This window comes from Pseudomonas sp. DD1 (genome assembly GCF_044510355.1).
Lineage (GTDB): Bacteria > Pseudomonadota > Gammaproteobacteria > Pseudomonadales > Pseudomonadaceae > Aquipseudomonas > Aquipseudomonas shahriarae.
Genome location: NZ_MSAJ01000005.1, coordinates 124,478 through 146,467, shown reverse-complemented (window position 1 = coordinate 146,467; position 21,990 = coordinate 124,478). Strand labels below are relative to the sequence as shown.

Sequence of the window (21,990 nt, the reverse complement as noted above, 5' to 3'; positions counted from 1 at the left end):
TTGGTTGTTGCGGTCGCCTTCGGCTGTTGGCGCACCCGGTCAATCGCTTTGAGCACCTGTGCCGCCTGCAGAATCTGCTCGGGCGAGGGGCACCTTGGTCTCAGCGCAGCCCCTTTCAACGTCTTTAATAGAAGGACTCGAAGAAAGATGGCTTCACGTCGTTAATGCGCGGATTTCATGTGGTTAATTTTGGGTATCAGTCATTTTTTGTTGGTTTTATTGACTGATCGGCGCTGGTGGAGCGCGATATGGCCGTGGGAAAGCGGTCTGGGTCATGCTTTATAGGTGTTGAAAAGTAACTATGCATAAGTTTGTGTGTATTTTGGTAGCGCTTTTGCGCATATTGACCGAATCCACAGTAACGTCTTTTTGACAGAATCCGCTCTGTGCGCACCGATCCGGTCAGCCTTTTCCACGTTGTGTTTAAAGCCCGGATCCCCATAAACATTAGGCGCTGGCATGGCTGTGACTGCTTGTCCTGACGCAGAGCCCTTGGGCACTGCGAGAAACGCCATAGCCAATCGGTCATTCCAACCCCGGTTCGGTCAGTGGCATATGCCCTGCACCCCTTCAAGGCATTCCATGCGTTCACTTCACCCATAGGCTTGATCATGACGAAACCCTTCCCGAATCAGAGCGGTATCTACGACGTCATCGTTGTGGGCGGTGGCGTGGTGGGATGCGCGATGGTTCGGCGCTTTACCCTGGAGGGGGCGCGGGTGCTGTTGCTGGAAAAGAGCCCGGATATCCTGTCTGGGGCGAGCAAAGGCAATAGCGCGATCTTGCACACCGGCTTCGACGCGCCCACCGGCAGCCTGGAGCTGCAGTGCATGAAGGACGGCTACCAGGAATACCTGGAGATCCACCAGCAGATGTCGCTGCCGCTGCTCAAGAGCGGCGCGATGGTGGTGGCCTGGAACGAGGACGACCTGGGCAAGCTGCAAGGTATCGTCGAGCAGGCACACGCCAATGGCATTGCCGATGTCAGCCTGATCGGCCGCGAGCGGCTGCGCAGCCTGGAACCGAACCTGGCGCACAATGCCCTGGGCGCGGTCGAGGTGCCTGGCGAATTCCTTATCGACCCGTGGTCGGCGCCCTTGGGGTACCTGCTCCAGGCGATGATGCATGGCGCGCAGGTGCGCCTCAACACCGAGGTCAACGGCGGCTATTTTGATGGCGATCTCTGGGCCCTGGAGACCACCAACGGGTTTATCCGCGGCCGTACGATCATCAACTGCGCCGGGTTGTTCGGCGATGTGCTGGAGCAACAGTTGCTGGGCGCATCGAGCTTTTCCATTCACCCGCGCAAAGGCCAGTTCGTGGTGTTCGACAAGGCGGCCGCGCGCTATCTGGGCAATATCATCCTGCCGGTGCCCAATGAGCGCACCAAGGGCATCGTCCTGACGCGCACGGTCTACGGCAACCTGTTGGTGGGGCCTACCGCCGAAGAACAGGAAGACCGCCTGCACGCAGGGCTCGACAGCGAGGTATTGCGCCAACTGGTGGACGCTGCCGTCGAGCGCATTCCCGCGCTCGACGGCATGCCGGTCACTGCCACCTATGCTGCGTTGCGCCCGGCCACGGAAAAGAAAGAGTATCGGGTGCAGCGGGTCGAAGGTAAGAACTGGATCAGCGTCGGCGGCATCCGTTCCACCGGCCTGACGGCGGCGCTGGGCATCGCCCGGCACGTGTTCAGCCTGTATCAGCGCGAGCACACGCCAGTCCCCGCGTCCATCCTGCAATGGCCGACGCTGCCTAACCTCGCCGAACATTTGCCACGCGACTACCACCGGCCGGGCTACGGCGAAATCGTCTGCCACTGTGAAATGGTGACCCTGCGGGAAATCCAGAATGCCTTGGCCAGCGCGCTGCCGCCTGGTGACCTGGGCGGGTTGAAGCGGCGCACGCGGGCCTGTATGGGGCGCTGCCAGGGTTTTTATTGTGGGGCGCGGGTGGCCGAGCTGAGCGCTGGCCATCTGGCCATTCCCCTTGCAACAGGTGTTTGTCATGCAGCCCATTGAAGTCGAAAACATTGATGTCGCGATTATCGGTGGCGGGCCGTCGGGACTGTCGGCGGCGATCACCCTGCGCAAGCTGGGCGTGGGCACGGTGGTGGTGCTCGAGCGTGAGCCCGAGGCCGGCGGTATTCCGCGCCATTGCGGGCATCCACCCTTTGGTCTGCGTGAATATGGCCGGGTCTACACGGGGCCGGCGTATGCGCGCAAAAATGTCACGCAGGCGGTGAAGGCGGGCGTGGATATCCGCGTCAAGCACTCGGTGACGCAGATGGGCCAGGGCGGACGCCTGGAGGTGGTCAGCCCGCAGGGCGCCAAGGTGATCCAGGCGCGTCGGGTGCTGATCGCCACCGGGGCCCGGGAAACGCCGCGCTCGGCGCGCCTGGTGGGTGGCGACCGCCCGCTGGGGGTGATCAATACCGGTGCGTTCCAATCCTATCTGTACCTGGAGCACCTCAAGCCCTTTGAACGCCCATTGATCGTCGGTACCGAGCTGGTCAGCCTGTCGGCAGTCATGAGTTGCCGGCGTGCCGGGATCCAGCCGGTGGCCATGATCGAGGTCAACCCACGGGCCACGGCGCGCTGGCCGTTGTCGCTGTTCCCGCGGCTGTGCGGGGTGCCGATGCATTTTGGCGCGCAACTCCTGCAAATCCACGGCACCGGGCGGGTCGAGGGCGCGACGGTGCGCCTGGCCAACGGGCAGACCCAGACGTTTGACTGTGACGGCGTGCTGCTCACCGGCCAGTTCACCCCTGAATCGAGCCTGGTGCGTTTGAGCGAGTTGCGCCTGGACCCCAACAGCGGCGGCCCGCATATTGATCAGTACGGGCGCTGTTCCGACCCGGCGTACTTTGCCGCCGGCAATCTGCTGCGCCCCGTCGAGACGGCAGGTTGGTCGTTTCGCGAAGGCCATAAGATCGCTACGATGATCGCCCGTGACCTGCAGGGGCAATTACCGTCTGCTGCGTCGAGTATCGAAATTGCCTGCAGGGGCGACTTGAAACTCTGCGTACCGCAGCGCCTGAGCCCGTCTGCTGTGGCGGGGCTGCAGCACCTGCAACTGCGGGTTCGTCGTGGGGTGAAAGGGCGTCTGGTGGTTCGCGCCGACGGTAAGGAAATCTGGTCGCGCACCGACAGTTCGCAGCCCGAGCGGCGGATCTTGATACCCATCGCCAGCCTGAACCTGCCCCAGGGCGTACAGCAACTCGAAGTCGACTTTGTCGGCCCATAACAAGACCTGCCGAGGAGTCTTTAACATGCGCATTGCCGCGCTCGATCAAGGTACCACCAGCACCCGTGTGCTGGTGGTGAGTGACAATGGGTCTGCTGATATCCAGCTCTCGTTGCGCCATCAGCAACACCATCCCCATCCTGGTTGGGTGGAGCATGATCCACTGGAATTGCTCAATAACCTGCAACGTTGCCTGGAGGCCACCGGCCAGGTGGACGCCATCGGCCTTGCCAACCAGGGCGAGAGTTGCCTGGCGTGGGATGCCCAGACCGGCGAGCCGTTATCCCCGGTGATCGTCTGGCAGGACAATCGCACCTCGGCCGAGATCGCCCAGTTGCGCGGCGACGGTGGCGAGGCCCTGACCCTGGAGCGCGCCGGTTTGCCGCTTGACCCGTATTTTTCGGCGAGCAAGCTGGCCTGGATCGTGCGCAACCTGCCGGCCGCGCAGAGCGCATTGCGCGCCGGGCGGCTGCGCCTGGGCACCACCGATGCGTACTTTCTCGACCGTCTGACCGGGGTCTTTGCCACCGATGTCACCACCGCTTCGCGCACCTCGCTGATGAACCTGGCGACCGGGCATTGGGACAGCCAGCTCTGCGAGCTGTTTGGCGTGCCGATGGAAACCCTGCCGCAGATCCGCGACACCGTCGGGCACTTTGGCGAGATTGGTGCCACCCCGGTCACCGCGTCGATTGTCGACCAGCAGGCCTCGCTCTATGGCCATGGTTGCCGCAATGAAGGCGACGCCAAGATCACCTACGGTACCGGTGCGTTTGCCCTGACCTTGACCGGCGAGCAGATCATCCGCGCGCCGGAAAAGGGCCTGCTGGCAACCATTGCCTGGCAGATCGACGGCAAGCCCACCTATGCCATGGACGGTGGTGTCTACGATGCCAGCGCGGCGGTGGAGTGGGCCGGGCGGCTCGGCTTGTTCACGGATTTTTCGGAGCTGGCGGCGTTTGACGAGCCTCCGGCCATTGGCCGCCAACTGGCGTTTGTGCCGGCGCTGTCCGGGCTGGCTTGCCCCCATTGGGACCGCAGCGCGGCCGCCCTGTGGGTCGGTATGAACGGCAGCACCACACGCCAGGATATGTGCCAGGCGGTGCTGGAGGGCGTGGCGTTACGCAGTGTTGAAGTGATCACGGCCATGGACGGGTTTCTCAGCGTCACCGATCACCTGTCGATTGATGGCGGCCTGGCGCGCAGCCCGTATTTTGCGCAGTTCCTCGCCGATGCCTTGCAGCGTTGCATCGTCACTCAGCGTTTCGATGAGTTGACCGCGTTCGGCTGTGCCGCGCTGGCGGCCAAAGGGCTTGGCGTGGCGCTCAAGCCGCCGCGCAATACCAGCACCAGCTTCCACCCGAAAGTCAGTGCCGCCCAGGCCCAGCAGTGGCGTGCCACGTTCAGTGACGCGGTGACGCGGTGCCGCGACTGGCGTTAACCAGTCACCACTCCGGGCGGGTCAGGGCAGGGGCTTGCAGCACTTCAACCTGGGCCTCTGCCAGGGCCTTGGCCAGTTCGCCCAGAGGCGCGCGGTCGATGATCAGGCGGTCGATGCGCTCCAGGGGGAACACCTGGAACAGCGCACGCTTGCCCATCTTCGAAGAGTCGGCAATCACCGTGAGGTAGCGTGTGCGGGCGATCATCGCGCGGGTGATTTCCGCCTCTTCGATGGAGAAATCGAAGGCGCCGTCGGTGTTCAGGGCGCCAATGGTGACCACGGCATGTTCGGCGTTGAAACGGGCGATCTGCTCCATGGCCAGGGCGCCGATATTCTGTTCCGATTCGGGGCGGTATTCGCCGCCGATCATGAACACGCGATTACCGCTGGCGCCAATGGCGGCGGCGATCAACAGGGAGTTGGTGATCACTGTGATGCGGTTGAGTTTTGCCAGTTCACGGGCGAAGAACAGGGTAGTGGTGCCAGTATCAATCAGTAGACTGTCGCCCGGCGCGTATAGCCCGGCGGCGAAGCGCGCCACCGCACGTTTCTCGTGGGAGAACTCATTCATTCGGGTCTGGAAGGCGTTCTCGTGCTCACCACTTGGGGGCAGCGAGGCACCGCCATGGAACTTGGTGACCTGGCCGTCTTCGGCCAGGGCCGTGAGGTCGCGGCGTATGGTTTCTTGCGAAGTGCCGAGGGTGCGCGCCAACTCGTCGACCGAAATGCGTTCACGTTGGCGTAGTAACTCAAGGATATGTTGGCGTCTTTCATTGGGGCGCATGGGTAATCATCCTCTTGATGCTACGTGAATGCGCCACAGGGGCGCGGCGCTGTTACCGAGGCACTCAAATGATGCCGCAGTCGCTAGCGCTGGGGCGTTTGAGCGCCAGCGGCAGGGAGGTGAACGTGGTATTGGCGTTTGTCGTTCACGGCCGTAAAGTCCGCTGCCTTGAAAGGTGTGATCAGAGATTACGCAATACAATTGACCGATTCCAGTGTGTTTAACCCGCAAAACCACATAAAACACACGATTGGCATGGGAAGTGGTTAGTAATAGGGTGTGAAAACACCGCAAATGGAGCTGTAAACGCGTTTGGCCAATGGAGCGACCGAACTGGGGCGTACTCCTACAAAAATAATTGATTCAGTACAGATGGAGCGAAAGCAATGGCGGAATTTGGCAACTACGTTATTTACCTGATCATGATCGGCGCGGTGGTTGGCGCGTTTGCATCCGTGATCAAGCCGGACAGCGGCCTGGGCAAGGAGTTTGTCAACGGCATCCACTCCATCGGCCCGGTGTTCCTGGCGCAGGCGGGCATCATGGTGGCGATCCCGTACTTGTCCAAATTCATCGAGGTCGCCCTGGGGCCGTACTTTGGTGCGATGGGGTCTGACGTGTCGATTGCGGCGCTGTCGATCATTGCCGTGGACATGGGCGGCTACCAGTTGGCCGATGCCCTGGCGGCGAACCGCGACATGTGGATCACCGCCATGATCGTCGGCTACACCTCCGGCGCGACCATTGTCTACCTGATCCCGGTCGGCCTGATGATGCTCGAGCGCAAGGACCACAAGTACCTGGCGCTGGGGGCCATGGCGGGCTTGATCAGCATCCCGTTCGCGGTGCTTGCGTCGCTGATGATGATCACCGCCTTCAACCTGCCGGTGCGGGACATTGTGTCCACCACGTCGCCGGCGTTGCATTACCTGAGCCTGGGTTTTGTCGACTGCGTGCGCTTGCTCGCGCCATTGTTTGTGTTCTGCTTCCTGCTGGCTGCCGGCCTGCGCTACCGGGCGGCGTGGATGGTGGCCGGGTTCCTGGTGTTCGGTAAGTTGATGGACGCCTTTATCAAGATCGTCCTGGCGTTGGCCATCGTTGAGCACTTCACCGGGTTCTTCATGAAGAATTTCGGTGTGTGGGGCTTTGACCCGATGTTCGCCGACGAGAAGGAGTTGTTCCGCGCCATCGAGATTGCCGGCTATATCGGCATCATGCTCGCCGGTACGTTCCCGATCTGCTACCTGTTCAACCGCTACTGCAAGAAACCCATGGAAGTGCTGGGCAAGCACATCGGGCTGTCGGCCGATGGTGCGGCGGCGTTTGTCATGGTGTTTGCCAACATCATCGCGGTTTACCACCTGTTCAAGAAAATGAATGCCCGGGATAAGGTCCTGTGTGTGGCGCTGGGTGTCTGTGCCCAGGCCACCATTGGCGATCACCTGGCCTTTACCGCGAACTTCCAGCCGACGCTGATCATGCCGATCCTGCTCGCGAAGCTGTTTGGCGGCCTGCTCGCCGTGGCGATCGCGATCAAGATCTCGGTGCCCGCCGCCCAGCGTTATGAAGCGCAGGAACGCGAGCGCGAAGAGGCCGATGCTCCCGGTGTGCCCGCTGCCCAGGCGGTCTGACGGCCACTGTTCAACCATCGCAAGGGTGCGAGCCCTTGCATTGCCCTGAGGTAACAATGAGAAAGATCTTTCTGGCCTGCCCCTACAGCCATGCCGATGCGTCCGTCACCCACGAGCGCTTTATCCAGTGCAACAAGGTGGCGGCCACGATTATCGAGGCGGGTCATGGGGTGTTCAGTCAGGTGTCGATGTCGCACCCGATCAACCTGGCGTTCGAAGGCAAGGACAGCGCAACCATCGGCAAGCTGTGGGCGCCGGTGGATGCGCTGTTCATGGACATGATGGAAGAATTGATCATCCTCGATCTGCCGGGCTGGGACTTGAGTTCGGGGATCAAGCGCGAGATTGAATTCTTCAAGAATCGCGGGCAGAAGGTCAGCCTGTGGTCGCAGGTTTCTGGCGAGTTCAGCTAACAACGCAGATCCCCTTGTGGGAGCGGGCTTGCCCGCGATAGCAGTGTGTCAGGTTAAAACTACTTGACTGACACACCGCCATCGGGGGCAAGCCCGCTCCCACAAAAGCCCTCCCACTTCGGGTTGTGTGCATGGCGCACGCCACATGCCACGTTGTATGGTCTTGCAAAACCCTGCAACGGAGCACCCCCCATGTACAAGGACTATCCCGCCGCCTACCAAGTCAGCAAAGGTGCTGCCTTGCAGGTCGACCAGGCATTTTATGATCGCGTGCGCGAGGCCGAGCGCACCCTGGTCGAGCAGTTTGAAGTGCCGATCCGCACCGGCCGCGCCTGGAAAGTGCCGGCAGGCCATGTGTTCCGCGTGACCACCCCGGTCGGCCCGCAGGTTGGCGACTTCAATGTGTGGAATGCCAATGATCCGCGCGAGCGCATGTGGGCGGCCCGCACCCGCCAGTTGCAAGGCGCTCACGTCAGCACCTATGACCGCTTGTGGTCGAACCTGCCGTTCCTGCGGCCGATGGTCACCATCACCGATGACAGCCTGGCCGGCTACGGCATCGACGAGCACGGCGGGCGCCTGCACGACCTGTTGGGCACGCGCTGCGACCCATACGTGAACAAGATGCTCACCGGCGAGGACTTCCACCACCATTGCCACTCCAACCTGACCCGCGCCATCTTGCCCCACGGCCTGACCGAGTTCGATGTGCACGATGTGTTGAACATCTTCCAGTGCACCGGCCTGAACCACGACGACATGTACTTCATGAAGGCATGCCCGGCCAAACAGGGCGATTATCTGGAATTTTTTGCCGAGATCGACTTGTTGTGCGCACTGTCCACTTGCCCGGGCGGCGACCTGTCGCTGCCGATGTGGGGCCCGGATGCCCAGGATCCGCTGACCGTGTGCCGCCCGCTGGGCGTGGAGATCTATCGGCTCGACGCGGCCCTGCTGCACGGCTGGGAATCGCCTGCGCGCGCGGCGTACAACGGCAACCATGGTTTGCTGATTCCCAAGGCAGCGTGGGAAAAATAATGGAGCCGGGAAGGGGGGCGGTAGTGCTTTATGTGGCGGAAATTGCGTGCCCAGCCGCCCCCCCCCTGTGGGAGCGGGCTTGCCCGCGATGGCGGTGGTTCAGGCGCTACTTCTGGTATCTGACACACCGCCATCGCAGGCAAGCCAGCTCCCACAGTTGATGTGTGGTGTGTGTAAGGTTCTGTGCCAGGCAGAGATCCCCTATGGGAGCAGTCGAGGCTGTACAAGCATCAGGTCTAGACACTAAAATGAGAAGTATTATCATTCGCTGCTCATTGGACCTGACATGTACGACGACAGTCTCGTCTCGCCCGTCGAACAACTCTATACCCGTCATCACCCCTGGTTGCGCAGCTGGTTGCAGCGGCGCCTGGGGCACTGCGCCGATGCCGAAGACTTGGCCCACGACACGTTTATCCGGGTGTTGCGCACGCAGCAGGATGTGCGGGAGTTGCGCCAGCCCATGGCGTTTCTGGCGGCGATTGCCAATGGCTTGCTGATCAACCGCTGGCGCCGCCAGGCGATTGAGCGAGCTTACCTGGAAGCACTCGCCGCCCGCCCGGAAGGTGAGGAGCCATCGCCCGAGACCCGCTACCTGATGATCGAAACCCTGCTGCAGCTCGACTCGCTGCTGGTGGGCCTGTCGATGCAGGTGCGCAAGATCTTCTTCCTGTCCCAGCTCGATGGCCTGACGTACCCGCAGATCGCCGCGCAGTTGAGCTTGAGCGTGGCCCAGGTGCAACGGGCGATGGGCAAGGCTTTCAGCGTGTGCTACGCGAGCCGTTTTGAATGACTGGCAAGCCGGTTGCACCGAAAGTCCGCGAGACGGCCATCGACTGGATCGTCCGCGTGCAGTCCGGAATGATGAGCCCGGCCGAGCAGCAGGCGTTGCAGCATTGGCGCCAGGCAAACGCCGAGCACGAATACGCCTGGCAACGCGTCGCCAGTCTGCCGCTGATGCTCCAGCCCGGGGCCAACCTGTTGGCCGATGTCACCGCGCGGCGGGCATTGGAGGCGGCCGGGGCCGATCCGGCACGGCGCCGGCAGGTGCTCAAGTGCTTGTTGGGCCTGGGCCTGCTCGGTGGTTTGTCCTGGCAGGGCGCGGAATCGACCCTGGTGCGCGCAGCCTTTGCCACGTACCGCACGGCCACCGGCGAGCGCCGCCGCTGGACCCTGGCCGATGGCAGCTCTCTGTGGTTGAACACTGCCAGCGCTGTCAGCCTGGACTTTAGCGCGCAGCTGCGTCGCGTGCAGTTGATCGAGGGCGAAGTGGCGCTGGATGCTCGGGTTGAATCGCGCCCGCTGCAACTGCTCACACCGGATGCGCTGCTGCGTAGCCAGGATGCCAATCTGCTGGTGCGCCATGATCAGCAGGGTACGTGGATTACCGTAGTGCGCGGGCTGGTCGAGGTGAGTTCGCCGCGCCACCCGGCACCGGTATCAGTGGCGGCAGGCTGGCAGACCCAGGTCGATCGCCAGGGTGTGGGCACGCCACGGCAAACCGATGGGTTTCTGGCCCAAGCCTGGCTGCGCGGGATTTTGCCCGCCGAGCGCATGCGCCTGGATGTGCTGCTGGCCGAACTGTCCCGTTACCGGCCGGGCGTCTTGCGATGCAGCGAGCAGGTCGCGGCGTTGCGCGTGACCGGCAGCTTCCAGTTGGACGATACCGATGCGGCGTTGGCGTTGGTCGCCCATGCATTGCCCGTGCGTATCGAGCGGCGGACCCGCTATTGGGTGACTGTGGTGCCGGTCTGAATATTTTTTTACGTTCCCCCCGTAGTTTTTCCCGACTCGCTTGGCCTCTAGGAATAACCCACCGAAACAGGTGGGCCTTCACCTCTAGGAGCCCTGCATGATTTCTCCCGCAAGTGTCTTGCGCACCCGCACATTGGGTCTGTTGTTACTCAGCCTGCAACCGCTGTACAGCACGGCGGTTTTCGCCCAGGCCGAGCGCCAGCCCTACAGCATCGAAGCCGGCCCGCTGGACCAGGCACTCTCGCGCTTCGGCGTGCAGGCGGGTATCAGCATGGCGGGCAGTTCGACGCTGACGGCGGGCAAGCGCAGCAACGGCCTGCACGGCGATTTCAGCACTGAAGCCGGCCTGGCAAAGTTATTGGCGGGCACGGGCTTGAGTTTTCAGCGCCAGGCCGATGGCAGCTTTGAACTGCATCCGGCGACCAGTGCCGTGGTGCTGCCGTCGCAGAAAGTCACTGGCGATGACCTTGAGAAAAAAGCGGTGTACACCGAGCCACGTTCGCTGGTGTATATCTCCAACGAAGAAGTGCGCCGCTTTGGCGTGATCTCCGCCGGCGACCTGCTCAAGGGCCAGCCGGGGGTGCAGGTGGGTGACAGCCGTAATGGCGGTGGCCTGGATGTGAATATCCGCGGGATCCAGGGGCAAAGCCGGGTCGCGGTCACGGTCGACGGTTCGCAGCAGGCGCTGGATGTCTATCGCGGCTATGCGGGCACGCAACAGCGCAGCTACATCGACCCCGATCTGATCAGCGACGTGTCCATCGACAAAGGCCCCAGCCTGACCTCCAGCGCCATCGGCGGCACGGTGGCAATCCGCACCCTGGGTGTCGATGACATCCTGCGCGACGGCAAGAACGTGGGCCTGCGCCTGAAGGGCGATCTGTGGAACAACGGCGTCAAGCCGGCCTCGCGCAACAGCCATTCGACCACCGAGGACCTGTACTCCGAACCGCACCAGAACCGTGGCGGCCTGTTCGGTTCCGACTCGGAATCGGGCAGCGCGGCGTTTGCCTATACCCATGACCTGTTTGATGTGGTGGCCGCCTACGCCCATCGCAACCAGGGCAACTACTTCTCCGGCAAGCACGGCCAGGACCGCTACCGCACCTTTGACCGCTATGGCCAGGAAAACATGACGGTGGCCACTACCTACAACGCCGGCGAAGAGGTGCTCAACTCCTCGGCAGAGACCGAGTCGATCCTGCTCAAGACCACCCTGCGCCCGGCCGATGACCACACCTTCGACTTCGGCTACATCCGTTACGATGGGCGCATAGGCGAGATCATGCCCTCGGACATCTTCCGTTTCGGCTCCGGCGGTATCTACCAGTACCCGCGCGGCAGCACCAAGATCGACACCTACACCGCCCGCTATCACTACCTGCCCACGGGCAATATGCTGGTGGACCTGACGACCAGCCTGTGGATGACCGATGCCAAGACCAGCCAGTTGACCTCGGTGCTGGCGCCCAAATCCCAGGCCTATCGTTCGGACCGCAACTGGACGCGCCAGGATGACCGGCGCATCGGCGGTGAACTGGCCAATACCTCGCGTTTTGATACGCACTATGGCGATTTCAAGCTGGACCTGGGCGGCTCGTTCCAGCTCGAGGAACTGCAGCCGCAAAAGAGCGTGGTCACCACACAGAACGATATCAACGCCAACCGCAGCCTGCGTGACGGTTCGCGCAAGGAATTCAGCCTCAACGGCAAGCTGGAGTACAAACCGGTGGATGAGCTGACGCTGTGGGGCGGCGGGCGCTATACCTACTACCGCACCAAGGACCATGTACCGCACGCGACCGCCCAGCGCGAGGAGCGCGAGTTGCGCTACGTGAACGTGATCAAGCCGGGCAGCTACGGCAATATGCTGTGGTTCCCCGACGCCAACGGCCAATACACCGACGCCACCGACCCGCGCCTGAACAACGGGATTGTGTTCAGCGACACCAACAACCCGTTTGATGGCCCGCGCTACAACGACTATGGGGGCGTTGCCACACTCGTCTATCCGTCGCAGGTGGGCGAAGTGGTCACCGGCTACACCTATTCGGGCAAGCAGAGCGACAGCAAGGGCGCCTTTTCGCCGGCCATCGGCATCAACTACGAGATCGCTCCGGATACCTTCATCTATGCCTCGTACACCCAGGGCCTGCGCATGCCCTCGTTGTTCGAAACCAGTCAGGGCACCCTGCAGACCATGCCTGGCAAGGGCCTGAAACCGGAGCGTTCGAGCAACTGGGAAATCGGCGCGAGCACCCTGCAAAAAGGCCTGCTGGCGGACAACGACACGGCGGCGATCAAGCTGGCGTACTTCAATAACACCATCAAGAACTACGTGACCCGCTACTACGACCCAAGCCCTGGCCTGATGGGTCTGATGAACTTCAGCAATACCGACAGCTTCAAGACCAGCGGCCTGGAACTGCAATCGAAATACGATGCCGGCTGGGTCTTTGCCGACCTGTCCTCGACCTACTACCTGAAGACCGAAACCTGTGACTCGGCCTTCGCCGCGCGCCTGCGGGCCAGTTCCAACCGTTGGCGGAAGCTTGACGACACCCCCAACTGCACCGCGGGCAGCTTCATGGGCTCGTACACCAACACCCAGAACCCACCACGGGTCGCCGGTAACCTGACCTCGGGCCTGCGCTTCTTTGACCAGACCCTGACCGTGGGCGGGCGCCTGACCTACACCTCGGGCCCGACCGTCACCGCCGACAAATCCTGGCAGACCGGCGCCACCACGCCGCAGCTGGTTTATCGCGAAGTGGCGCTGGTGGACCTGTTCCTCGACTACAAATGGCAAGACCACACCCAGTTCAACGTGTCGCTGGACAACCTGACGAACCGTTACTACCTGGACCCGCTGGCCCAGAGCTTTATGCCGGCGCCGGGGCGCACGTTGCGCATGGGCGTGGTGACCAAGTTCTGATCAGCGGCGCCTAGCGGTCCAGGGAGTGTTCGTAGGCTGCGGTCATGACCTGCCAAGTGTGGGGATTGGCCGGGATCAGGTGCTCGATGCGCAATGAGGTGACGGTGATGTCCTGGGGCATGCCGAACGTGGTGAAGGTGGACATGAAATCCAGCTCGCCGTGCCGTGAATTCACGCGGGTCAGCACCAGCGGCGGCAGTTGATTGGCCAGGGGTGTCGAGCCGTGCGGCACGGGCAGGCTTTGCAGTAGTGTGGCCAGGGTCGGGTTGCCCAGTGCTTCACGGGCAGCCCGTTGCCAGGCGAGGTTGCGGATCTCGTCGGCATTGAGCAGATGGTCGCCCAGGCCCCCCGGTTGCAGCAGGGTGGTCAGCAGGTTCAGGCCTTGTGCAGCGTCTGGCGCCAAACCCACCAGGTCGAACAAGACCTGGGTGCTGGCATTGGCGGCGAGCACTTCCCAGTGACTGCCCAGCACGATCGCCGGCGCCGGATTGTTGGCCTTCAGTACATGGCTGATGGCATCCCGAATGGCATCCATTGCCGGCGCTGCGAGCGGCGTGGCTTCGTAGCGCGGGGCGTAGCCGGCGGCCAGGAACAGGCTGTTGCACTGCTCCAGGGGCACCTCGAGGGCGCTGAGCAGGTTATGCAAGGTGCCCGGGCTGGCCTTGGCGCGGCCGGTTTCGATACAGCTCAAGTGGCGTTGGGAAATGCCACTGATCAGCGCCAGCTGCAATTGGCTCAACTTCGCCTGACGGCGCAACAGCCGCAGTTGGGTGCCGGCGTCGGTCTCGGGGTTGGCGCGGGGGAAGGGTGGGCGGTTCATGGATGGACTCTGGCAGGGCGGGGCGGGGGGCGTCCATGACCTCGCAGGTCATTGAGATGGCGGCGACGTTATCACTAATCTGCGGCTTGCCCAATCCTGCGTGGTGGACACTATGCACAGACCCTACATCGCCCTCGCCAGCCTGCTGGCGTTCTCCCTGTACACCCTGGGCACCCTGCTCTGGGCCGAGCAGTCGCTGCTGGCGTTCGGCCTTGAGCTGCTATCCAGGCCCGATACCGCCCAGGTGGTGATCGACCTGTACCTGATGGCGGCCCTGGCGTGTGTGTGGATGTACCGCGACGCCCGGGCCAAGGGGCGGTCGCTGGCCAGTGTGTTGCCTTATTGGCTGCTGACGGCGGTCTTTGTCTCAGTCGGCCCGCTGCTGTACATCGTGGTCAACGGCTTTGCCAGGGGCCGGCAATGAGCAGCAGCCTGCATGTGTTTGCCCTGTGCGTGCTGGTGTTATTTGCCAAGATGCTGGCGATTTCCTGTTACCAGGGGTTTTTCCGCCTCAGGCACCGGGCGTTCACCAACCCCGAGGATGCCGGTTTTTTCAAGCGCGATGCCCTGGTGCACGAACTGTCCGCCGTCAGCCGGGCAAGCAGGGCCTGGGCCAATGACCTGGAGAATATTCCGCTGTTCTTCGCACTGGGCGGGTTGTGCGTGGCGTTGGGCACCCATGGGGGGGCGACGGCCTGGCTGTTTGCCCTGTTCACCGTCGCGCGGGTGCTACATACCTTGATGTACCTGGGTCGCCGCCAACCCTGGCGCACCCTGGCCTATGGCGTTGGCCTGGCGTGCCTGCTGGGGTTGGCGGGGTTGATCGGCGCGGCGCTGCTGCCTATTCGATAGGGTATTTGCCGAATGCCGGGTGTTGCTCGGCCAACTGGGCGTGGCGTTGCAGGTTGGGAAAGTCCTCGGCCTTGACCACCGAGGGCACGGCGTACTGGCTAAAGGACCACGCCACCGCGACACTCAACGACGCCTGGGTCAAGGGCTCGCCTGGAGCGTTGGCCAAGAGTTTTTCCAGGCCCGAATAGGCCGCCAGCAGTTGCCCGGTTACCCGATCGAGCCATGGCGCATGCAGCTTCTCTGCGGGCCGCAGGTTGTGCTCGTAGTAAATCTGCACGCTCTTGTCACAGGCGGCCAATGCCAGGCCGATCACTTGCAGGTCCCGTGCACGGGCCGCAGCAGTTTGGGGCAAGAGTTTTTTATCGGCTGGTGCCAAGGTTTCGAAATAATCCAGGATCAGGCTGGAGTCCATCAGCACCGTCCCGTCGTCCAGCACCAGGGTCGGGGCCTTGACCACCGGGTTGATCCTGGCGAATTCGTCGAAGGTGCTGAACACCGAGAGGGATTGCTGCTCAAAGTCCACCCCATACAGATCCAGGGCAATCGCCACGCGGCGTACATAAGGCGAGTCCAGCATGCCAACCAGTTTCATGAAGCCTCCATTGCTATCAAGGGGAAGGGGTTGTGCGTTGACTTGATGCCGCTGTTTTTTACCATAAATGCCTGGTTGAAACTGAGCCCGATCGTCTGTGTACCCTTGGCAGGATCATGGTGAGCGCGAGCGGCAGTCAGCGACGTTCGGTAGGCCGCAGGGCCGGGATCGGGAGTATGGTGGAGCGGGCAACCCGTGGATTATCTCTGGAAGAGGAGAGGTGACTATGAGCGTTCCCCTGTTGAACAAGATGCAGCTCAATGGCTATGAAATTGTCCGGGTCAATAGCGGCCCATGGCGCGTCTGCACCAAGGATGATCGACTGGCTTCATTCAGCTCCCTCGAACAGGCGCTGGCCTATGCCGCGACCTTGCCGGGCTATAAGGCCCGGCCACGGCTGACCCCATAACCCTGAAGGGGGCCGGATTTGCGGCCCCCGCACCGGGTCAGACGAAGGGCTGGCCGCTGAACCCGCGTGGTAGGCGCTGCAGGCCGGGCAGCTCGGTCAGGCGTTGGGTCCAGGCGCTGCGCCAGTCATTGTGGGGGCTACCGGAGCGGGCTCTGCGTGCCGCGCGGCGCGATGCGTTGCGCTGGTTACGGCGGGCTTCCTTGTAGGCATCGGTGTTGCGGCAGGTGCGGCATTTAACCCGGTTCAGTTCCACCGTGGACGTCAGGTTATTGCCGTGATGGCCGCAAGCGAGGTGCCCCGCGACCTTGAAGTGAGTGACCATGTCAGCGTCTCCTTCTGTGAGGGTACGCGGCACCGCTAATCTGTTGATGCTCGCGCTCAAGGCCAGGCCGATTGAGGCCGAGCCCTTATATTTCCGACCCCACGCGCGCGCTGACGTTCACCACCCGTCTTGGTGTGCCGAATCTGAAGAATTCTCACGGTGGCTAAAGGCCTGCGCCGGGTTTGCTGGGGCGCGCTCAGATCGCCAACTCCATGCCTGCTGGGCGGCCTTGGCGTTACCGGTTCCAGGGACTATTGTTGATTGTCTGGCGCACAGCCCAAAGGAGGGCGATACCATGAACACCAGTGCTCTACTGGAACAACTGCTCCGTGCAGGCCAAGCCTCGATGGCGCAGCAAGGCGGCTCGGCGGCACCCCAGGGTGGCGCGGGAGGGCTCGGTGGCTTGGGCGGCCTGCTCGGTGGGTTGCTGCGCGGCGGCGGCTCCGCAACGGCGTCGGGCGGTGGCGGCCTCGGCGATCTGCTGGGTGGTCTGGGTGGCATGTTGGGCGGGCCCCAGGCGGGCGGATCGACCCGCGCGCGCACTGGCGGTACCAACTACGCGGCCCTGGCGTCACTGGGGATGATGGCGTTCCAGGCGTATCAGGCTTGGCAACGGCAACAGGCCTCGGCGCCGCAACAGACGCTGCAGACGGTTGACCAGTTGTCTGGCGCCGATGTCGAGGCCCATAGCCATGCGGTACTGCGTGCATTGATCGCGGCGGCCAAGGCGGATGGGCGGATTGATGAGAAAGAAAAGGCCTTGATCTCCCAGGAGATCGGGCGCCACACCGACGATCCGGACTTGCAGCAATGGCTCGACGCTCAAGTCGCCAAGCCCCTGGATGCAACCGACTTTGCCGAATATGCCAATGACCCGGCGGTGGCTGCCGAGGTCTACCTGGCCAGCGTCATGTTGGTGGATGACCAACAGGACGCCGAGCGAAACTACCTGGACGAGTTGGCAGGTGCGCTGGGCATCGAGCCGGAGCTGCAACTGCACCTTGAGCAGCAAGCCAAACCGGCCTGATACCGAGGCAACTTGAAGCGTGTGCTTGCTGCAGAGCCCTAGTGCGGCTGCGATAGTGGTGGCTCAGCCAGCATCAAGGCCAGTCATACCGCCGCCATCGCAGCCTCGCTGGGGCTCGACAGCTCCCACATTATTTTGTGGCCAGTTGGCATAACGTGTTCGCTGTAGGGCGCCCGCGTTAAGGTCCGCAGTCCCGGCAAACACCGACGAACCCTGTGGGAGCTGTCGAGCTTCAGCGAGGCTGCGAAAGCGGTGGCTCAGCCAACATCAATGCCAGCCGTACCGCCGCCATCGCAGCCTCGCCGGGGCTCGACAGCTCCCACATTATTTTGTGCCAGTTGGCATAATGTGTTCGCTGTAGGGCGCCAGCGTTAAGGTCCGCAGTCCCGGCAAACACCGACGAACCCTGTGGGAGCTGTCGAGCTTCAGCGAGGCTGCGAAAGCGGTGGCTCAGGCAACATCAATGCCAGCCGTACCGCCGCCATCGCAGCCTCGCCGGGGCTCGACAGCTCCCACATTATTTTGTGCCAGCTGGCATAACGTGTTCGCTGCAGGGCGCCCGCGTTAAGGTCCGCAGTCCCGGCAAACACCGACGAACCCTGTGGGAGCTGTCGAGCTTCAGCGAGGCTGCGAAAGCGGTGGCTCAGCCAACATCAATGCCGGCCGTACCGCCGCCATCGCAGCCTCGCCGGGGCTCGACAGCTCCCACATTATTTTGTGGCCAGTTGGCATAACGTGTTCGCTGTAGGGCGCCCGCGTTCGAGAACACAGATCCCGCGAACCCCGATAAACCCTGTGGGAGCTGTCGAGCTTCAGCGAGGCTGCGAAAGCGGTGGCTCAGCCAACATCCATGCCAGCAGTACCACCGCCATCGCAGCCTCGCTGGGGCTCGACAGCTCCCACATTATTTTGTGCCAGATGGCAGAACGTGTTCGCTGCAGGGCGCCCGCGTTAAAGTCCGTAGTCCCGGCAAACACCGACAAACCCTGTGGGAGCTGTCGAGCCCCAGCGAGGCTGCGAAAGCGGTGGCTCAGCCAACATCCATGCCAGCAGTACCACTGCCATCGCAGCCTCGCCGGGGCTCGACAGCTCCCACATTGATCTCCCTCCAGTGTTTCAGAACCGTAGGGTAGCCCCGGTCGTCAGCCAGCGGTCGCGATCCCCGGTCAGGTTGCGTCCGACCACCAGGTCCACATCGACTTGCTGACCCAGATGCACCCGCGGCCCAGCTTGCCAGGCCTGGTCGCCGCCTTGCTGGCCATAGCGTTCTGCCAATAGCGTCAACGAGTCCGCCAAGCGGTATTCCAGGCCTGTGCCCCAGGTCAGTCGGTGATTTTGTTCGCCATTGTCATAGGCATGGGCCCAGCCGGCATTGAGGTTCAAGCGTAGCGTCTGAGACGCTTGCCAGGTCAGCGGCAGGCCCAGGTCTGCGCCATCGAATGGGTGCCGGCGATCCACCGCGATATGCGCTGCCGCCGCCCAGGCGATCTCCACGCCGGCATCCTGCCAGGCCCACAATGAACCCCTGAGCTGCGGGCTGAGTTGGGTCTGCTCAGGGTCATCCTCGAGGGCGGCGCCCCATTGCAGGTTGGGCATTGCGCGGGATGTGCAGGCGGCGGAGAGGGTGGTGTGCGATGTCGAGCGGGTGTAGCCGCCGTCGATATTGCATTCGCCGGGGGCGTTGATGGCGCCATCGTCCACCACATAGGAGCCACCGGCGGCGAAGGCCTTGGACAGCAGGCCGAGCACCAGGAGGGCGCCGATAAAAATCAGGTTGCGCCGCAGCGCCCGTTGCCGCGATGCCGGTAGCCAGTCAAAGGCAGCAAGGAAGGTGTGTTTGTGCATGGGGTCATGCTCCAAATGAACAGAATTATCTGTAGCGATGGTGCTGTTGGAGTGGGCTGGGTGTGGCAAACCTGTCTGCCACACCCAGCCCGGTCACAACAGCAAACTCAGTACCACTGCTTGAAGCGGCGGATGTAGATCGTCTTCATCAGCTGTGCCACGCAGCAGTAGGCGAGCAAGGTGCCGACCAGCCAAGGGAAGTAGGCCCAAGGCAAGGGTTGCAGGCCCACGATCGTGCCCAGGGGCGAGAAGGGCACATAGATCCCCAGGGCGATGACCAGGCTGGTCATCATCAACACCGGCCAGGCGGCGGTGCTCTGGAAGAACGGGATCTTGCGGGTGCGCAACATATGCACCACCAGGGTCTGGGAGAGCAGCCCTTCGACGAACCAGCCGGACTGGAACAGGGTCTGCATTTCCACACTATTGGCCGCAAACACGTACCACATCAGGGCAAAGGTGGTGATGTCGAAGATCGACGAGGTCGGCCCGATCCAGATCATAAAGCGCCCGATGTTCTGCGCGTCCCACTTGCGGGGCTTGGCCAGGTACTCCTTGTCCATCTTGTCCCACGGCAGGGCCAGTTGGGAGATGTCATACATCAGGTTCTGCAGCAGCAAGTGGATCGCCAGCATCGGCATGAAAGGGATGAACGCACTGGCCACCAGCACCGAGAACACGTTGCCGAAGTTGGAACTGGCCGTCATGTTCAGGTACTTCATGATATTGCCGAAGGTCTCGCGCCCTTTAAGCACACCTTCTTCGAGCACCATCAGGCTCTTTTCCAGGAGGATGATGTCGGCCGATTCCTTGGCAATATCAGTCGCGCTGTCCACCGAGATGCCGACGTCGGCATCGCGCAGGGCTGGTGCATCGTTGATGCCGTCGCCGAGGAAACCCACGGTGTGACCATTGGCCTGCAAAGCCTTGAGCACCCGGGATTTTTGCAGCGGCGTCAGCTTGGCGAACACCGTGCGTTGCTCAACCTCCTGCTTGAGGGTCGCATCGTCCATGGCTTCGATATCCACGCCGAGCAGCGGCTCGCCAGGCTCCAGGCCAACCTGGCGGCAGATGGTGCGAGTGACCACGGCGTTATCGCCGGTCAACACTTTGACCGCGACTCCGATCTCTTGCAGCGCAGCAATCGCCGGGCCGGCTGTTTCCTTCGGTGGATCGAGGAAAGTCAGGAACCCGTGGATCACCAGGTTGCGTTCATCGGTGGGGGTGTATTGCTGGCGCGCCAGGGCCTTGGGAATGTTGCGGGTGGCCACCACCAGCACGCGGAAGCCGTCCTCGTTGAACTCGTTGGCGGTGTTCAGCAGTTCCTGGCGACGACGCTCGTCCAGGGCCACGGCGCTCGCGCCTTCCATCACATGGGTGGCGATAGCGAGCATTTCTTCCACGGCGCCCTTGCACACCAGCAGGTGATCGCCGTGGCTGTCCTTGACCACAATCGACAGGCGCCGACGGACAAAGTCGAAGGGCAGTTCATCGACCTTGCTGTAGGCAAACGGCACCTGGAACTTGGGGTTGTGCTGGGAAAACGCGAGCACCGCCTGGTCCATCAGGTTCTTCATGCCGCTTTGGTGATGGCTGTTGAGCCAGGCCAGGGACAGCACGTGGTCGTCTCGCTGGCCGAAGGCGTTGACGTGGTGCTCGAGGATGATTTTGTCCTGGGTCAGGGTGCCGGTCTTGTCGGTGCACAGCACGTCCATCGAACCGAAGTTCTGGATCGCGTTGAGGCGCTTGACCACCACTTTGCGCTTGGCCATGGCATTCGCGCCCTTGGCCAGGTTGGCGCTGACGATCATCGGCAGCATTTCCGGGGTCAGGCCTACGGCCACCGCCAGGGCAAACAGGAATGCGTCGCCCCAGTCGCCCTTGGAAAAGCCATTGAGGAAAAACACGATGGGCACCATCACCAGCATAAAGCGGATCAGCAGCCAACTGACGCTGTTCACCCCACGGTCAAAGGCGGTCTGCACCCGGGAGCCGACGATGGCCTTGGCCAGCGAGCCGAAATAGGTGCGTGGCCCGGTCGCCACCACCACTGCCTGGGCGCGGCCGCTGACCACGTTGGTGCCCATGAAGCAGATGTTGGGCAGATCTAGCAGGTTGCTCTGGTCGGCAGCGCTGAGGGTGGCGGATTTTTGCGTGACGTCGCCCAGGGTGTCGTATTTTTCCACGGGCAAGGCTTCGCCGGTCAGCACGGCCTGGCTGATAAACAGGTCGCGGGACTCGATCAGGCGGATATCGGCCGGGATCATGTCGCCGGCCGACAACTGCACGATATCGCCGGCCACCAGTTCACGCATCGGCACTTCGCGCAGGATGGGTTGGGCGCCGACCTGCTCGCGGCGCAGCACCGTGGCGGTAGTGCGCACCATGGCCTTCAGCGCCTCGGCGGATTTGGCCGAGCGATGCTCCTGCCAGAAGCGCAGCAGGCTGCTCAGGGCGACCATGGTCATGATGATAATGACCTTGGTCAGGTCGACTTCCTCACCGGCGCGCAGCGGCAGCCAGTAGTCGGTGACAAAACTGATCACCGCCAGGGTCAGCAGCACATAGATAAAAGGGTTGTTCAGGGCCTGGAGGAATTGCACGACAGCGTGGGGCGGCTTGTCGTGGGCCACTTCGTTATAGCCTTCGCGTTGCAGGCGGGCGCTGGCATCCAGTTCGGTCAGGCCGTCCTTGGTCGCCCGGACGTTGGCCAGGGTGGCTGCCAGGCCGTTTTGCGCTTCGCGGGCGGCACGCATCGACAGTTTGCTGTCATGGGTGGCGCGGTGCTTGTTGGGCAGTTGCGTGGTTTTTACGGCGCTCATAGTGTGTACTCCTGTCGACATACTCATTACTTGCCTGGCGGGCAGGCGAGCACGAGCA

Annotated in this window: 19 protein-coding genes; 13 read left to right on the top strand and 6 right to left on the bottom strand. The window is 62.5% G+C overall.

What is annotated here, in order from left to right; genetic code table 11:
* Positions 1-611: 611 nt before the first annotated feature.
* Genes PSFL_RS04780 through PSFL_RS04770 form a run of 3 tightly spaced genes read left to right on the top strand, consistent with a single transcriptional unit; the run spans position 612 to position 4,687 of the window.
* Entirely contained in the window at positions 612-2,021 is a 1,410-nt protein-coding gene (locus PSFL_RS04780; protein WP_170060443.1) for an NAD(P)/FAD-dependent oxidoreductase, read from the top strand.
* Entirely contained in the window at positions 2,008-3,246 is a 1,239-nt protein-coding gene (locus tag PSFL_RS04775; RefSeq protein ID WP_397469773.1) for an NAD(P)/FAD-dependent oxidoreductase, read from the top strand. The genes PSFL_RS04780 and PSFL_RS04775 overlap by 14 nt, the downstream gene beginning before the upstream one ends.
* A gap of 25 nt (positions 3,247-3,271) precedes the next feature.
* Complete coding sequence (locus tag PSFL_RS04770) at positions 3,272-4,687, top strand: FGGY family carbohydrate kinase (protein WP_397469772.1); 1,416 nt, start codon at positions 3,272-3,274, stop codon at positions 4,685-4,687.
* 4 nt (positions 4,688-4,691) lie between these two features.
* Here the strand turns inward: PSFL_RS04770 and PSFL_RS04765 are convergent, their stop codons facing one another.
* Positions 4,692-5,471 carry a DeoR/GlpR family DNA-binding transcription regulator gene (locus tag PSFL_RS04765; RefSeq protein ID WP_057959577.1) on the bottom strand — a complete coding sequence of 260 codons (780 nt, stop codon included), beginning with the start codon at positions 5,469-5,471 and terminating at the stop codon, positions 4,692-4,694.
* A gap of 386 nt (positions 5,472-5,857) precedes the next feature.
* On the opposite strand from PSFL_RS04765, the gene eutH reads away from it, so the two are divergent.
* From eutH to PSFL_RS04735, 6 genes are all read left to right on the top strand, one after another.
* Positions 5,858-7,102 (top strand): ethanolamine utilization protein EutH, encoded by a 1,245-nt coding sequence (gene eutH, locus PSFL_RS04760; RefSeq protein WP_057440016.1) that lies wholly within the window; start codon positions 5,858-5,860, stop codon positions 7,100-7,102.
* Positions 7,103-7,158: 56 nt separating this feature from the next.
* Positions 7,159-7,515 (top strand): DUF1937 family protein, encoded by a 357-nt coding sequence (locus tag PSFL_RS04755; protein WP_057440017.1) that lies wholly within the window; start codon positions 7,159-7,161, stop codon positions 7,513-7,515.
* Between the two features lie 192 nt (positions 7,516-7,707).
* Positions 7,708-8,553, top strand: coding sequence for a DUF1989 domain-containing protein (locus PSFL_RS04750; protein WP_057959579.1), 846 nt, complete (start codon positions 7,708-7,710; stop codon positions 8,551-8,553).
* A gap of 286 nt (positions 8,554-8,839) precedes the next feature.
* The gene (locus PSFL_RS04745) at positions 8,840-9,346 is read left to right on the top strand and encodes a sigma-70 family RNA polymerase sigma factor (protein WP_057440019.1); all 507 of its coding nucleotides are present in this window, start codon (positions 8,840-8,842) and stop codon (positions 9,344-9,346) included.
* On the top strand, positions 9,343-10,308 hold the full coding sequence (locus PSFL_RS04740; RefSeq protein WP_057440020.1) for a FecR domain-containing protein: 966 nt from the start codon (positions 9,343-9,345) through the stop codon (positions 10,306-10,308). The genes PSFL_RS04745 and PSFL_RS04740 overlap by 4 nt, the downstream gene beginning before the upstream one ends.
* A gap of 97 nt (positions 10,309-10,405) precedes the next feature.
* The gene (locus tag PSFL_RS04735) at positions 10,406-13,243 is read left to right on the top strand and encodes a TonB-dependent receptor domain-containing protein (RefSeq protein ID WP_397469771.1); all 2,838 of its coding nucleotides are present in this window, start codon (positions 10,406-10,408) and stop codon (positions 13,241-13,243) included.
* Positions 13,244-13,253: 10 nt separating this feature from the next.
* On the opposite strand, the gene PSFL_RS04730 is transcribed toward PSFL_RS04735, so the two are convergent.
* Positions 13,254-14,063, bottom strand: a complete 810-nt coding sequence (locus tag PSFL_RS04730) for a helix-turn-helix domain-containing protein (protein WP_170060437.1) — start codon at positions 14,061-14,063, stop codon at positions 13,254-13,256.
* Between the two features lie 112 nt (positions 14,064-14,175).
* Here PSFL_RS04730 and PSFL_RS04725 point away from each other — a divergent pair, with 112 nt between their 5' ends.
* Both PSFL_RS04725 and PSFL_RS04720 read left to right on the top strand, forming a co-directional pair.
* Entirely contained in the window at positions 14,176-14,487 is a 312-nt protein-coding gene (locus PSFL_RS04725; RefSeq protein ID WP_057959584.1) for a hypothetical protein, read from the top strand.
* A complete protein-coding gene (locus PSFL_RS04720; protein WP_397469770.1) occupies positions 14,484-14,915 on the top strand; it encodes an MAPEG family protein in 432 nt (143 codons plus the stop codon). The genes PSFL_RS04725 and PSFL_RS04720 overlap by 4 nt, the downstream gene beginning before the upstream one ends.
* On the opposite strand, the gene PSFL_RS04715 is transcribed toward PSFL_RS04720, so the two are convergent.
* Positions 14,905-15,507 carry a glutathione S-transferase family protein gene (locus PSFL_RS04715; protein WP_057440025.1) on the bottom strand — a complete coding sequence of 201 codons (603 nt, stop codon included), beginning with the start codon at positions 15,505-15,507 and terminating at the stop codon, positions 14,905-14,907. The two genes, PSFL_RS04720 and PSFL_RS04715, sit on opposite strands and share 11 nt — an antisense overlap.
* 226 nt (positions 15,508-15,733) lie before the next feature.
* Here PSFL_RS04715 and PSFL_RS04710 point away from each other — a divergent pair, with 226 nt between their 5' ends.
* Positions 15,734-15,916, top strand: a complete 183-nt coding sequence (locus PSFL_RS04710; RefSeq protein WP_397469769.1) for a DUF2188 domain-containing protein — start codon at positions 15,734-15,736, stop codon at positions 15,914-15,916.
* A gap of 37 nt (positions 15,917-15,953) precedes the next feature.
* Here the strand turns inward: PSFL_RS04710 and PSFL_RS04705 are convergent, their stop codons facing one another.
* Positions 15,954-16,238, bottom strand: coding sequence for a hypothetical protein (locus PSFL_RS04705; RefSeq protein WP_057440027.1), 285 nt, complete (start codon positions 16,236-16,238; stop codon positions 15,954-15,956).
* A gap of 295 nt (positions 16,239-16,533) precedes the next feature.
* On the opposite strand from PSFL_RS04705, the gene PSFL_RS04700 reads away from it, so the two are divergent.
* A complete protein-coding gene (locus PSFL_RS04700) occupies positions 16,534-17,265 on the top strand; it encodes a tellurite resistance TerB family protein (protein ID WP_397469768.1) in 732 nt (243 codons plus the stop codon).
* A gap of 1,116 nt (positions 17,266-18,381) precedes the next feature.
* Here PSFL_RS04700 and PSFL_RS04695 read toward each other — a convergent pair.
* Complete coding sequence (locus PSFL_RS04695; protein WP_397469767.1) at positions 18,382-19,110, bottom strand: hypothetical protein; 729 nt, start codon at positions 19,108-19,110, stop codon at positions 18,382-18,384.
* 107 nt (positions 19,111-19,217) lie between these two features.
* Positions 19,218-21,932, bottom strand: coding sequence for a magnesium-translocating P-type ATPase (mgtA, locus tag PSFL_RS04690; protein WP_397469766.1), 2,715 nt, complete (start codon positions 21,930-21,932; stop codon positions 19,218-19,220).
* Between the last annotated feature and the right edge of the window lie 58 nt (positions 21,933-21,990).